The organism is Burkholderia sp. Ac-20345 (assembly GCF_017104825.1).
GTDB lineage: Bacteria > Pseudomonadota > Gammaproteobacteria > Burkholderiales > Burkholderiaceae > Burkholderia > Burkholderia lata_B.
The window spans coordinates 1-14094 of sequence record NZ_JAAGPO010000235.1 but is presented as its reverse complement, the minus strand read 5'-3'; the positions used below and the strand labels follow the sequence as shown (position 1 = coordinate 14094).

The window sequence follows — 14094 nt, the reverse complement described above, 5'->3', positions numbered from 1 at the left end:
CACGTTGTCGAGCACGCTCAGGTTGCCGAACACGCGGCCGTGCTGGAACGTGCGCGCGATGCCGAGCGACGCGAGCCGCTCGGGCGCCGTGCCCGTGATGTCGCGGCCGTCGAACGTCACGCGGCCGGCATCGGGCCGGTCGGCGCCCGCGATCAGGTTGAACAGCGTCGACTTGCCCGCGCCGTTCGGCCCGATCACGCTCAGCAGTTCGCCATCGGCGAGTGTCAGACTCGCGCCGTCGAGCGCGGTCACGCCGTCGAAGCGGCGCGTCAGGCCCTGTACGTCGAGCAAGGGTCGATTGGTCGTCATCGCATTCCTCCTCACACCGTGCCGAGCAGGCCCTGCGGCCGGAACCGGACGAGCAGCAGCAGCACGAGGCCGTAGATCAGCATCCGGTAATCGGCCGCCCAGCGGAACAGCTCGGGCAGCCCGATCAGCGCAATCGCACCGGCGATGCCGCCGAGCACGTTGCCGAGCCCGCCGAGGATCACCATCGTCAGCGCGAGGATCGAAACCTGCGAATCGAAGGTCTGGTGATTGATGTAGCTGTACAGGTGCGCGGCGATCCCGCCGCTCACGCCGGCCGCGACGCCGCCGACCGCGAATGCGATCGCCTTGTAGCGGTTCGGTGCAATGCCGTGCGCACGCGCGGCGACGTCGTCCTCGCGCACCGCGCGCAGCGTGCGGCCGAGATGCGAACGCAGCAGCCGCACCTGCACGAGCGCGAACACAACGAGCACCGCGAACGTGAACCAGTACGCGGCGCGCGCGGTCGTTGCCCACGGCAGCGGCGCGATGCCGGTGATGCCGAGCGGGCCGCGCGTGAGGCCGTCCCAGTTCAGGATCACGAGGCTCACCACTTCGCCGATGCCGAGCGTCGCGATCGACACGTAGTGCCCGCGCAGCCGGAATGCCGGATAGACGAGCAGCGTGCCGAGCACGGCCGTGATGACGCCCGCGCACGGGATCGTCACGGCCGGCGACCAGCCGAGATCCGACGACAGCAGCGCCGACGCATACGCACCGATCACGAGCAGCGCCGCGTGGCCGAGCGAGATCTGCCCGACCGTGCCCGCCACCAGCGTGAGGCTCAGCGCGAGCAGCCCGTACAGCCACGCGTTGGTCAGCGTCTGCAACACGTAGGGCGACGCGCCGAGCCACGGCAGCACGGCCGCCAGCGCGACCAGCACGACGAGTACCGGGCGCGGCACGCGCACGGCCTTCGCGGCGGCGAGGAAGGTGCCCGTCATCGGCTCCGGCGGCAGCGCGCGGTTCGCGCTGAACAGCCCGTTAGGCCGCCATACGAGGAACACGATCAGCAACCCGAACGCGAACAGGTCGCGATAGCTGGTGCCGAACAGCGCGACGCCGTAGCTTTCGACGAGACCGAGCAGCAGGCTGCCCGCGATCGCGCCCGGCACGTTGCCGAGCCCGCCGATCAGCAGCGCGACCACGCCCTTCAGCGTGGCCTGGAAGCCCATCGCCGGATCGATGCTGTTGTAGTACATGCCGACCAGCAGCCCGCTCACGCCGCCGAGCGCGCACGCGATCGCGAACACGGTCTGGTTCACGCGGTCGACGTCGACGCCCATCTGCAGCGCCGCGTCGCGATCCTGCGCGGTCGCGCGCACGGCCCAGCCGAGCCGCGTGAAGCGCAGGAAGCCGTACAGCAGCGCGGCCGCCGCGATGCCGATGCCCGCGATCAGCAGGTCGAGCGAGCCGAGCGTCGCGCCGGCGATCCGCAGGTGCCAGTCGGGCAGCGGCGTCGGCACCGCGCGCGGGTCCGCGCCGAATGCGAGCTGCACGAGCTGGTCGAGGATGAAGCTGATGCCGATCGTCGCGAGCAGCGGCGCGATGCGTGCCGCGTGACGCAGCGGCCGCAGCCCGATCCGCTCGATCGCGACGCCGAGCGCGCCGCAGCCGACGACGACCGCCGCGAGTGCGACCGGCAGCGGCAGCCCGAAGCGCGTCAGGCACAGCCAGCCGATGAACGCACCGACCATGTAGACCGAGCCGTGCGCGAAGTTGATCAGGTGCGACACGCCGAAGATCAGCGCGAGCCCGACCGCGAGCAGCGCGTAGATGTTGCCGACGATGAGGCCGTTGAGCGTGTAGTCGAGCCAGGAAGCCATCACGATGCGTCCGTTACGTGCATGCTGTTCAGGGCCGGGCTCAACGCGCGGCGAGCTGCGGCTTCGCGCCATCCCACAGCGCCCATTGCCCCTGCTTCACGACCAGATACACGGTGCGTGCGCCCGCGACGCGGCGCGTCTGCGGATCGAAGCGCACCTTGCCGAAGATCACGCTCGGCACGTCGCTGATTTTCGCGAAGCCGTCGTGTGCGGCCTGGCGCGTCGTGCCGTAGCGGCGCAGCACCTCGGCCGACAGGATCAGCGCGTCGTAGGCGCGCGCGACGAACGAATCGGGATCGGCATGGAATTTCGCGCGATAGCGCTGCACGAACGCCTGCACTTCCGGGCGCGGCTCGGCCGGGAAGAAGTTCGATTCGGTATAGACGCCGTCGACGGCCGCGCCGCCCAGCTCGAGGAATTTCGGCGAATACACGGAGCCGACCGCCGCGATCGGCAGCGTGACGCCCGACGTGCGCGCCTGCCGCACGATCTGCGCGCCGTCCGCGTAGTACGAGATCAGCACGATCGAATCGGGCTTCGATGCGCCGATCCGCACGAGCGTGGAACGGAAATCCTTCTCCGTCGGCTGATAGCCTTCGGCCGCGACGACCTGCGCGCCGAGCCCGGTCACCGCCTTCGCGAAGATGTCCTTGCTGGTGCGGCCCCAGTCGGTGTTCAGGTACAGCACCGCGATCCGCTTGAAGCCGAGTTCCTTCACCGCATAACGCGCGAGCAGCGGCTGCTCCTCGGCCTGGCTCAGCGCGGTGCTCCACAGATAGTCGCCGCCCTTCGTGAAGTCGGGATGCGAGTTCGTGAAGCCGAACTGGATCAGCTGCCCACGCTGGTAGATCGGCGATGCAGCCATCGACGTCGCGCTGGAGAAGTCGCCCAGCTCGATCGCGATGCGCGGATCAGCGACGAACTTCTGCGCGATCGCGACGGCCTGGCGCGGGTCGCTGCGGCTGTCCTGGAAGTCGACCGCGAGCGGACGGCCATGAATGCCGCCGCTGCCGTTGATCTCGTCGAGCGCGAGATCGAAGCCGCGCTTCCATTGTTCGCCGTACTGCGCATCCTGGCCCGTGAGCGGACCGCTCACGCCGATCACCACCGGCTCGCCCGATACGCCCGCCGCGAGCGCGCCGCCCGTCGACAAGCCCCATGCGGCAGCGAGCGCCGCCACCGTGCCCAGCACGCGCCGCCATGCGCCGCGTGCGTCGTTCCCCGAAACGTTCATGCGTCCCCCAGCTTCAGTCAGTCGAAAAGAGTGAGGGCATGTAACCATCCGGTTCAGGACGATCCAACGAAGTTTTGCGCATATCGATATCGTGCGCCGCGCGAAGCGGGTGAGGGTCGCGAACGGCCATCCGCACGCCCTGTATCGCACGATGCATCGACATGCATCGCAGCGCCTTGATTCGATTGGCGTTTCGTTCACGTCACCCGTCTCGACCAATGCGCACGCACGCGCAACCCGCCATCGCGACGATCGGGCGCTTCGCAGTTTTCGCGCTGTCGATAGCAAAAATCATTATATGAATCACGCATGCTCGCACTCCTACAATGCGAAAATCGCATCATCGGAAGGTGTCATGGAGCTGCATCAACTCGAAGCCTTTTCCGCGGTCATGTCGGCCGGCAGCGTGACCGGCGCGGGCGAACTGCTCGGCCGCTCGCAGCCGGCCGTCACGCGGCAGATCCAGGAGCTCGAAGCCGATCTCGGCTACGCGCTGTTCGACCGGCATGGCCCGCGCGTCACGCCGACGCGGCGCGCGTTCCTGCTCTACGAGGAAGTCGAACGCTCGCTGGTCGGCCTGCGTGCGATCGAGGCACGTGCACGGGCGCTCGGCGATGAAACCGCCGAACCCGTACGCATCGCGGCAACCCCTTCGCTCGCGGCCACGCTCGTGCCGGCCGCGCTCGCCGCGCTGCCCGACGGCGCGCAGGCGCCGCACTACCAGTTGCGCAGCGAATCGGCCGAGCATGTCGTGCATGAGGTGCTGGCCGGCACGGCCGATGTCGGCGTCGTCACGCTGCCAATGGCACACGCGGGGCTCGACGTGCACTGGATCGCGCAGACGCCGTGCGTCGCCGTGCTGCCTGCCGGCGACCCGCTCGCGGCGCAGCCGCGCATCGCGCTGCGCGATCTCGCACGCCACCGCATCGTGACGGTCGCGAACCGGCACCGGCTGCGCCAGCGGATCGATGCGGCATTCGCGGCCGCGCGGGTCGACGCACGCGTGTTCATTGAAACCAATGCATCGCTGAATGCGGTGATGGCCGCACGCGCGGGCATCGGGATCGGCATCGTCGATCCGGCGACCGGCGTCGCGCTGCCGGTGGATGGTGTTGTCGCACGCCCGCTCGACGTCGACATCCCGTTCGCATTCGGCGTCGCGACGCCGGCCGGCAAGGCACGCACGGCCGCCGTCGATGCGCTGCTCGACGCGCTGCACCGTACGACGCGCGCCCTGCTCGACGACGTGATCTTTCATGAAGCGGCCGCGCACGACGCGCTGATGCGCGGCGACCGGCTGCGCAGCGAGCGCGCGCCGCGTGGTGCAGCCCGTACTACGCGTGCGCGCCGTACCCGCCCGGAGGCGGCATGACGACACCACTCGATGCACTCCACGCACTCGAAGCACGGCTCGCGCAAGACCTGCGCTGGCTCGACCTGCCCGCGCCGTCGTGGGTGCCGCCGCGCGAGGCCGACGGCACACGCGTGCTCGACGTCGCGATCGTCGGCGGCGGCATGGCCGGGCTCGCGGCTTCCGCCGAACTGCGCCTGCTCGGCATCGACAACCAGTGCGTGATCGACCGCGCGCCGGCCGGCTACGAAGGCCCGTGGGTCACGTTCGCGCGAATGGACACGCTGCGCTCGCCGAAGCAGCTCGCGGGCCCCGCGCTCGGGCTGCCCGCGCTGACGTTCCGCGCATGGTTCGAGACGCAATACGGCCGCGACGCATGGGACGCGCTCTACAAGATTCCGCGCACGCAATGGATGGACTACCTGCGCTGGTACCGGCGCGTGCTCGACCTGCAGGTACGCAACGACACCACGCTCGTCGCGCTGCGTCCGCGCGACGACGGCCTGCTCGCGCTCGATGTGCGCGGCAACGGCGAAGCGCAGACGCTGCTCGCGCGGCACGTGGTCCTCGCCACCGGCCGCGACGGGCTCGGCGGCCCGTACGTACCGCCCGTCGCGCAACGCGCGCCGCGCACGCGCTGGGCCCATTCGTCCGAGCCGATCGATTTCGCGGCGCTCGCGGGCAAGCGCGTCGGCGTGGTCGGCGCGGGCGCATCCGCGTTCGACAATGCGGGCACCGCGCTCGAAGCGGGCGCCGCGCGCGTCGACCTGTTCTTCCGCCGCGCGGACATTCCGCGCATCAACAAGCTGACGGGCATCGGCAGCCCGGGCCTCGTGCACGGCTACGCCGATCTCGACGACGCGACGAAGTGGCGCTTCATGCACTACGCGCTGACGTCGCAAACGCCGCCGCCGCGCGACAGCGTGCTGCGTGTGTCGCGCCACGAGCATGCACATTTCCACGCGAACAGCCCGATCGAGACGCTCGCCGAACACGCGGACGGCCTCGGCGTCACGACGCCGCGCGGGCGCTACACCGTCGATTTCGTGATCTTCGCGACCGGCTTCCATTCGGACTGGACGACGCGCGCGGAATTCGCGTCGTTCGGCGCGCAGGTGCGGCGCTGGAAGGATCGCTATCGACCGGAACCGGGCACGTGGCTCGACGAGCTCGCAGAGTCCCCCGATCTCGGCCCCGCGTTTGCATTCCAGGAGCGCGAGCCCGGCACGTGCGAGGCCATCACGCGGATCCATTGCTTCAACCATGCGGCAAGCCTGAGCCACGGCAAGCTGTCCGGCGACATCCCGGCCATCAGCACGGGCGCCAGGCGGCTCGCGCGCGGCATCGCGAGCCGGCTGTTCGACGCCGACCGCGACCGCCACTACGACGCGCTCGTCGCATACGCGAACGCCGAACTGCAGGGCGACGAATGGCGCGACGCCGACGCGTGAGCGCGCGTCCATCGATCACATTGACGACGAAGGGAACCCGAAACGATGACTGAATCCATCACGCCGGCCGCTGCGCCGGACACGATCGACGCAGTAGCCGGCCTGCGCGACGGCGATGCGGTCGCCGCGCTGCGCCGCGCGCGCGACAAGGTGCTGCTGCATACGCGGCTGAGCGAAGCCGCGCTGTTCGATCCCGCGCTGCCCGATCTTTCGCTAACCGAACGATTGCACGCGGCACGGTATGTCGCACAGAAATCGAATGCACCGGCATTGGCCGACACCTATCGGAAACGACTGGTCGACGCAGGTGGCTCGCTCGACGATATCGCACGGGCAGACGCCGATGCATTCGACGCATTGCCCCGCCGCATCGGCGCGATCCTCGCGCATGCTCACCTGCTGACGCGCGCCCCTGTCGATGCACGCCCGGCCGATCTCGACGCGCTGAAGTCGGCCGGCCTCACGACGCCCGCGATCGTCGCGCTGTCGCAGCTCGTTGCGTTCGTCGCGTATCAGTTGCGTGTCGCGGCTGCCGCGCAAGCACTTCAGGCGCGTGCCGCCACGGAGGCCGCATGACGACGACCACCCACGGCTTCACGTTCGACACGCTCGGCTGGCGTGCCTGGCTCGACACCGTTTCGCTCGATGCCGCGACGCCCGATCAGCTTGCGGTGCTCGAAGCGAGCCACCCGCAAGCAAAGACGTCCGACTACTACCTGCTGCTCGTCCATCTTCCCGAGATCCTGCGGCAACGCTCGGGCGTGTTCAACGCGATCATGTACGGCCCCGGCGGGCTGTCGCGCGCGGAGCGCGAACTGGCGAGCACGGCCGTGTCGCGCGTGAACGGCTGCGTGTATTGCGCGTCCGTGCATGCGCAGCGCTTCGCGCAGCTCGCGAAACGCACCGACGCGATCGAGCAGGTGTTCGACGATCCGGCGACGGCCGGCACGACGGCGCGCGAACGCGCGATCGTCCGCTATTCGGTCGCGCTGACGGAGCGGCCCGATACGGTCGACGCGCGCGACATCGCCGCGCTGGAAGCCGAAGGGCTGACGCATGAGGAGATTCTCGACCTGTCGCACGCGGTCGCGATCTTCGCGTGGGCGAACCGGTTGATGCTGACGCTCGGCGAACCGGTGTTTCCGGAGCCGGTGGCCCACGTCTGAACCGTCTGACCATTCCGCGCGATTGATCTGACGAAACCCGGCGCACAAAGCTGCGCCGGACCCACGCTCATGTGCGTCACCAACGTTCAGGGACGGCGAGCTTCCGGTATCCCGTCAGAACACGCCGGGAATCAGTCGATATCGAACCTGCGTCTTGTACGCCCGATAATTCGCGTCTTCCGACAACACGCGTTCCTCGAATCTGATTCTCCCGATTTGCAACAGCATCCAGACGCCGATCGTGACCAGGTTTCGGGTACTGAAGTTGGTGAGCAGGAAGCCGATTTCGGACAACAGGTACCCGGCATAGATCGGGTGACGCACGAAGCGGTACGCGCCGATCGAGACTACCCCGCGGTTTGCCGGCAGCAGACCGAATGAGCGCCCCAGCGACAGCTTCGCAAACAATTGCAATGCAATCCCGACAATCTGCCAGCCGCCCCCGGCCCACTCCGGAATCAGTTGGGTACTGGCGGTCAGCTGATAGGCGAGGCAATAGAATGAACCGCCAAGCGAAAAGCACACCGCAACCGGATGCCAGTCGCGCCGCCTCGGCAATTTCGCGAAGGCCGAGAATCCAACAGTCAGTACTGCAGAAGCCAACAGCAGGATCAGCGTGATCCGGCCTGGATTCAATCGCCACTGCAAATAAATCAAACAGGCAAACACGCCCAGGACCGTCACGGAAGACACGCGAGCGCCAAGCTCGATCAGACTGATCTGCTCCGATTCCTCTCTCACACCCGTAGCGTGTACTGCCAACGTACTTTGCGTGCGCGCCCCCCGTGCCCCTGCGTCCTGTATCGCCTGTTTCATGTTATTGGTCTGTAATTTATTGAGGACTTTTTATCTTGCCGTTTCAGACTAGCATGCCGTCTCAATAGGCGAGCGCCCAAGTTTCAACTTTCTGATGTTGATTGGTGTAATTCCCGAGCGCCTCGGTCGAATGGTGATACCGACGCAAGGGACGCGCGGTTCACTCATCCATTCCTGGCTCTTATTGATTTTCAGGCGAACGAAATCATCTCCGCTGCCTCGCAAACGTTTGGCTTGCCCTCGGGCGAAATCGGCGTGATGCAGGTCACGCACTTGGTGACCATGATGGAAGGCGGGCAACGGCGCAACGCGGCAGGCTTCGCGCTGGTCTCTTTGCTTCGCAGCCGCGACGTAGCCAATATCCACGCTCCAGCCGCCTTGGCAACCTGACGCGGCCCCGCTCGCGTCACGCCTTGTGCGTCGACAGCAAAATGCTCGTTTCGGTATTCGCGATCCCGTCGATCAACCGGATCGCGCCGAGCACGCGATCGAAATGCTCGAGCGAGTCGGCATGCAGTTCGGCGACGAGATCCCAGCGCCCGTTGGTGCTGTGGATCGACGCGACGTTCGGATGCCCGCGCAGCACCTTCACCACTTCCGCGCCGCGATTGCCCTGCACCGCGATCGACATCAGCGCGCGGATCCGGTGCCGTTCCGCCGCAGGCTTGAGCCGCACCGTATAGCCGACGATCACGCCGTTCTTCTCCAGCCGCGTCAGCCGGTTCTGCACGGTCGCGCGCGCGACGCGCAATTCCTTCGCCAGCGCGACGACGGGCAGTCGCGCGTTGTCGCGCAGCAGTGCGATGAGCTGCCGGTCGACATCGTCGAGCGTGATCATGGACGGGCCTTCCTGTTGAACGTGAACCGGCCGCCAGCGTGCCGGAGGCTGAGCATTCCGGCCAGTGCGATTTGATCAAACTGCCGGATTGGGGTGGCAATTTGCCAAGTCTATCGATAAATCTGCCACTTTTGCTGTCTTTTTGTTGGCTCGACTCGCGGAAATAATGACTCTATCGACCGGCCGGACAAGCCGCGCGGGCGCTTTCCAGGAAGCCCGAACGCGCGCCGAAGCACCGCCCGGTCGACCAGGACGCCAGGGACACCCGTACCGGCACTGAGTAATTGCAAAGCATGGGACCCGAGTAAGCGCTAAAGCGCTAACTCGGGTCGACCGCACAAGGCATGGGACCCGAGTAAGCGCTAAAGCGCTAACTCGGGTCGACAGGAGACAAACTTATGACCCGCTTCCTCGACGTTCCCGCCACCGCCCGACTGATCGCCAGGACCGGCGTCACGACGTTCCTCCGCGAGCTCGTCGACACGCTGCGCGCCGATTACCTGCAGTGGGCCGATTTCGACAAGTCGCCGCGCATCGCGTGCCACTCGCGCGACGGCGTGATCGAACTGATGCCCGTCGCGAACGCATCGCTGTTCGCGTTCAAGTACGTGAACGGCCACCCCGTCAACGCCGCACGCGGAATGCACACGGTGATGGCGTTCGGCGCGCTCGCCGAAGTCGATACCGGCTACCCGCTGCTGCTCGCCGAACTCACGCTGACCACCGCGCTGCGCACGGCCGCCACGTCGGTGCTCGCCGCGCAGGCGCTTGCACGCACCGACGCGCGCACGATGGCGCTGATCGGCAACGGCGCGCAGAGCGAATTCCAGGCGATCGCGTTCCACACGCTGCTCGGCATCGACGAAATCCGCGTGTTCGACGTCGATCCGCGCGCGACCGACAAGCTCGTGCAGAACCTCGCCGCGTACCCGGCGCTGCGCGTCGTGCGCGCCGCGTCGACCGCCGACGCCGTGCGCGGCGCCGACATCGTGACGACCGTCACCGCCGACAAGGCATACGCGACGATCGTCACGGCCGACATGATCGAGCCCGGCATGCACCTGAACGCCGTGGGCGGCGATTGCCCGGGCAAGACCGAACTCGAGGCGGGCGTGCTGCATGCGGGCCGCGTGTTCGTCGAATTCGAGCCGCAGTCGCGCATCGAGGGCGAGATCCAGCAGATGCCGGCCGACTTCACCGTCACCGAGCTGTGGCGCGTGCTGCAAGGCGAGACGACCGGCCGCGAACGCGCGGACGAAGTCACGGTGTTCGACTCGGTCGGCTTCGCGCTCGAGGATTACTCGGCGCTGCGCTACCTGTATGCGCTCGCGCAGCAGCACAACGCGGGCGTCGAGATCGCACTGATTCCGCCCGCCGTCGACCCGAAGAACCTGTTCGCGCTGATCGACGACCCGGCCGCGATCGCGCAGGGTCACGCGGCGTACGTGACCGAAGCCGTCGCCGCGTTCGCGCGCTGACCGTCATCCCCGGGCGGCCCATGCGCCGCCCGGCCCCTTGCCTTTCGCTCCTGCCTTCCATGAATCTCGTATCGATCCAGGCGCCGGCCGCCGTCGTGATGATCCGGCCGCACCGCTTCCTGCCGAACCCGCAGACCGCGGCCGACAACGCGTTCCAGCGCACGTCCGGCGGCGGGGCGAACGACACGTCGTCGGTGTCGGCCGCCGCGCGCGACGAAGTCACGGCCGCCGCACAGATGCTCACCGACGCAGGCGTGCGCGTGCACGTGTTCGACGACCACGGCGAGCGCGACACGCCCGACTCCGTGTTCCCGAACAACTGGTTCTCGACGCATCCAGGCGGCCACGTCGCGTTGTATCCGATGTACAGCCCGAACCGCCGCCGTGAGCGGCGCGCGGACGTGATCGAGATGCTGAAGGCCGAGTATCGCGTGCAGGACGTGATCGACTACTCGGGCCTCGAATACGACGACGTGTTCCTCGAAGGTACCGGTGCGATGGTGCTCGACCACGTCGCGCGGATCGCGTACACCGCGCGTTCGCGCCGCGCCGATCCGGTCGCGCTCGAACGCTTCTGCACGAACTTCAATTTCGAGCCGATCTGCTTCGATACGGCCGATGCCGACGGGCGGCCGATCTATCACACGAACGTGATGATGAGCGTCGCGACCGAGTTCGCGATGGTCGGCCTCGACTTCATCGCCGACCGCCGCCGTCGTGACGAGATCGCGCAACGGCTGGCCGAAACGGGGCGCACGGTGATCGCGCTCGATGCATCGCAGATCGCGAATTTCGCGGGCAATACGCTGGAATTGTCAGGCAAGGAGGGGCGTGTGCTTGCGCTGTCGCGGCGCGCGTACGACTGTCTCACGCCGGTGCAGCGCGCGACGATCGAGCGTTCCGCGCGGCTGCTGCCGCTCGACGTGCCGACGATCGAACTGGCCGGCGGATCGGTGCGATGCATGCTGGCGGGGATTCATCTCGCGCGGCGGGCGGCCGCGCGCGATGCATCGGGAATCGAATCGGTGGAACGGCAGTGCGAAGCGGTGTCGCATGCCTGAAGTCGCGCACTGACTGGCGCAACCGGATGCTTCGTCCTGCGAACGAGGCCGAAGCATCCGTGACTTTCTTTACCCCGCCAGCAGCTTCAACCCGGCCGGCAGCGTTTCGCCGAACACCCGCACCGTATCGGCTTCGTCGAACGCCAGCGCCTCGCGCACCATGTCGACCCACGCCGTCGATGCATTCGCGGCCGACAGGCGCTTGATCACGGCCTCGCGTGTGTCGTCCGGCAGGTCGCGCGAACGGTCTCCGGTCATCCGCGCAATCTGCGCGGCCGCGAACGCGGCCGGTTCGACCTGTTTCCAGTCGAGCGCAAACAGCGCATCGAGCCAGCCCTTGGCCACTTCCGCCGGCACGACACTGTGCGCGCTGCCGTAGAACGGCCGGCGCGCACCGATGCGCCCGAGCGCCCATGCGCACAGCGCTCGCTCGGCCGGCCTCTGCAATTGCGCGATCAGGCGCTCGGCCAGCTCGACTTTGCGCTCGACCGGTAGCCGTTCGAGCGACGCGGACAGCCGCGTCATGTCGGCCGGCCCGACCTTGCCCGGATCGAACGGCAGCTTGCGCCGCTTGTCGTCGGACGGTTCGAGGAACGCGATCGCGTCGCGCACCTGCGTCTGCGCGTCGTCGTCGAGGCCACCGGCCACGCGTCGCCACAGCGTCCACCACTCGGACCACACCTGTCCGTCGGTCACGTATTGAATCCCGTCGTCGAACAGCGGCCACAACTGCTCGATGCGCCACGCATCGAGCGGATGGCCGAAGCCCGGGCGCAGGCAGTAACCGGCGAGGTTCAGCCACGCACGTTCGTGATCGGCCGAGCGCCGGCGGCGCCGGGCGCGCGCGAGCAACGCATCGAACAGTTCGCGCGCAAGCGCGACGTCCCACTCTTCGCGCGCACCGAGCACCTGTTCGAGCTGTGCGCGCAGCCGGCGCGTGTCTTTCGGTGTGACGTCGGCGGCCTTGCTGCCGAACGAGCGCTCGATCAGCTCGATCGCCTGGTCGAGACGCGGATGCCGCGCGAATGCAGCGTCGTCGCCCTGCGCGGGCGCGTCGCCACGCAACTGGAATTCGAGCCGCCAGCGGCGCGACGCATCGTCGGTCGCGATGCAGTGCATTTCAAGCGTGCCGACCTCGGTCAGCGACGCGGTGAGCTTCACCGGCGTTTCGCGCGCATCGCCACCCGCTTTCGCGTCTACGACGGTGGCAATCGGCGGCAGCCGCACGAAATCGCCGCCGTCGAGATCGACGAGATCGCCGGGCCGGTACGCGGTTTCGGCCACCGTCGACACGAGGTGGAAACGCACCGGCTGCCCGAGTTGCAGCGCGAACGTGCGATCGTCGAGCCGGATCTCGTGGCCCTCCTCCGCACCGCGCGGCAACAGGCAGACGCCGCGCGCGGCAGAATCGGCCGCGCCATCGTCGAGCACGAGAAAATAGCTGCGCGCGGAGCCGCCGCCGATACGCGGCGCATGCCCGGCGCGCGCGAGCCCGTAGGCCACCGCGCCGCGCGCGACCGCCACGTCCGGATGCGCGTTGTGCAGCACGTCGAGCGGCGCACCGCGCCACGCGCCGAGCGTCTGCGCGAGACGGCCGGCAAGCGCGCCCGCGCGGAACACGCCGCCGTTGAGCAGCAGCGTGTCGGGCAGCGGGCCTTCGGAATGACGCTTCAAAAACGCGGCAACGTGCCGCGTGACGGCCGCGTCGCTCGCGTAGGGCAGCCCGAATTCGACGATCGCGGCGCGTGCGCGGCGCGGCAGTTCGCCGGATTCGACCTGCGGAAAGAAACCTTCGACGACGATCTGCTCGACTTCCTGCCGCGTCAGCTCGGCCGAACGCGCGCCGCCGACGAGCTTGCTGCCCGCGCCGAGCAGCGTGACGTTGACGGATTCGGGTGCATCGTCGCCGAGCAGCCGCTCCTTCGCGGCACGGCAACGCTCGACGAGCTGCGACAGGCTCGCGGCGGACAGCCGCGTGCCGGGCTCGGTCAGCCGTGACTCGACCAGGCGCGCGAGCGCGAGGTCCATGTTGTCGCCGCCAAGCATCAGGTGGTTGCCGACCCCGACCCGCGTGAAAGCCGGCTCGCCGTCGTCGCCCGGCGCGACATCGACGAGCGTGAGGTCGGTCGTGCCGCCGCCGACGTCGCAGATCAGCACTCGCCGCGCGGCGGCAAACGTGTCGCGCAGCGTGGCGCGCTGGCCGTACAGCCAGTCGTAGAATGCGGCCTGCGGCTCTTCCAGCAGCCGCAGCGCGGGCAGCTTCGCGCGCCGCGCGGCCTCGACCGTCAGTGCGCGCGCGCCGTCGTCGAACGACGCGGGCACCGTCAGGATCACGTCCTGCTTCGCGAGCGGCGCATCGGGAAAGCGCGCATCCCACGCGTCGCGCACGTGCGCGAGATAGCTCGCGCTCGCATCGACCGGCGACACCTTGTCGACGCCGTCGGCCGCGCCCCACGGCAGGATCGCCGCGAGCCGGTCGACCGACGCGTGCGACAGCCAGCTCTTCGCGCTCGTCACGAGCCGGCCCGGCACCTGCGCGCCGAGCGTGCGCGCGTAGCGGCCGATCA

13 protein-coding genes are annotated in these 14094 nt (G+C 68.2%); 7 read left to right on the top strand and 6 right to left on the bottom strand.

The genetic code is table 11. The features are described 5' to 3' along the window. The 3 genes from G3O06_RS41820 to G3O06_RS41810 all read right to left on the bottom strand — a co-directional run. Positions 1–309, bottom strand: a 309-nt coding sequence (locus G3O06_RS41820) for an ATP-binding cassette domain-containing protein (protein WP_205819583.1), incomplete at its 3' end; no start/stop codon positions are given. Between the two features lie 11 nt (positions 310–320). After that, a complete protein-coding gene (locus G3O06_RS41815; RefSeq protein WP_205819582.1) occupies positions 321–2132 on the bottom strand; it encodes an ABC transporter permease in 1812 nt (603 codons plus the stop codon). 40 nt (positions 2133–2172) lie between these two features. Next, positions 2173–3366, bottom strand: a complete 1194-nt coding sequence (locus G3O06_RS41810) for an ABC transporter substrate-binding protein (protein ID WP_205819581.1) — start codon at positions 3364–3366, stop codon at positions 2173–2175. A gap of 355 nt (positions 3367–3721) precedes the next feature. Between G3O06_RS41810 and G3O06_RS41805 the strand changes: the two genes are divergently transcribed. From G3O06_RS41805 to G3O06_RS41790, 4 genes are read left to right on the top strand one after another with little or no spacing between them, the layout of a single operon-like run. After that, positions 3722–4738, top strand: a complete 1017-nt coding sequence (locus G3O06_RS41805) for a LysR family transcriptional regulator (protein WP_205819580.1) — start codon at positions 3722–3724, stop codon at positions 4736–4738. Beyond that, positions 4735–6168, top strand: coding sequence for an NAD(P)/FAD-dependent oxidoreductase (locus tag G3O06_RS41800; RefSeq protein WP_205819579.1), 1434 nt, complete (start codon positions 4735–4737; stop codon positions 6166–6168). Before G3O06_RS41805 ends, G3O06_RS41800 begins: the two co-directional genes overlap by 4 nt. Before the next feature lie 45 nt (positions 6169–6213). After that, positions 6214–6744: a hypothetical protein gene (locus tag G3O06_RS41795; RefSeq protein WP_205819578.1), complete on the top strand. Its 531-nt coding sequence runs from the start codon at positions 6214–6216 to the stop codon at positions 6742–6744. Continuing rightward, entirely contained in the window at positions 6741–7334 is a 594-nt protein-coding gene (locus tag G3O06_RS41790; protein WP_205819577.1) for a peroxidase-related enzyme, read from the top strand. The genes G3O06_RS41795 and G3O06_RS41790 overlap by 4 nt, the downstream gene beginning before the upstream one ends. Positions 7335–7448: 114 nt before the next feature. On the opposite strand, the gene G3O06_RS41785 is transcribed toward G3O06_RS41790, so the two are convergent. After that, on the bottom strand, positions 7449–8150 hold the full coding sequence (locus G3O06_RS41785; RefSeq protein WP_174968124.1) for an isoprenylcysteine carboxylmethyltransferase family protein: 702 nt from the start codon (positions 8148–8150) through the stop codon (positions 7449–7451). 255 nt (positions 8151–8405) lie between these two features. On the opposite strand from G3O06_RS41785, the gene G3O06_RS49845 reads away from it, so the two are divergent. Further along, positions 8406–8540, top strand: coding sequence for a hypothetical protein (locus tag G3O06_RS49845; RefSeq protein ID WP_277403788.1), 135 nt, complete (start codon positions 8406–8408; stop codon positions 8538–8540). 16 nt (positions 8541–8556) lie between these two features. Here the strand turns inward: G3O06_RS49845 and G3O06_RS41780 are convergent, their stop codons facing one another. Beyond that, positions 8557–8988 carry an Lrp/AsnC family transcriptional regulator gene (locus G3O06_RS41780; RefSeq protein WP_006479718.1) on the bottom strand — a complete coding sequence of 144 codons (432 nt, stop codon included), beginning with the start codon at positions 8986–8988 and terminating at the stop codon, positions 8557–8559. Positions 8989–9386: 398 nt separating this feature from the next. On the opposite strand from G3O06_RS41780, the gene G3O06_RS41775 reads away from it, so the two are divergent. After that, positions 9387–10466, top strand: a complete 1080-nt coding sequence (locus tag G3O06_RS41775; protein ID WP_205819576.1) for an ornithine cyclodeaminase — start codon at positions 9387–9389, stop codon at positions 10464–10466. 59 nt (positions 10467–10525) lie between these two features. Then, positions 10526–11527 (top strand): arginine deiminase-related protein, encoded by a 1002-nt coding sequence (locus G3O06_RS41770; protein ID WP_205819575.1) that lies wholly within the window; start codon positions 10526–10528, stop codon positions 11525–11527. Between the two features lie 69 nt (positions 11528–11596). Here G3O06_RS41770 and G3O06_RS41765 read toward each other — a convergent pair. Next, positions 11597–14094 (bottom strand): Hsp70 family protein (locus G3O06_RS41765; protein ID WP_205819574.1); only part of this gene is annotated, 2498 nt, incomplete at its 5' end.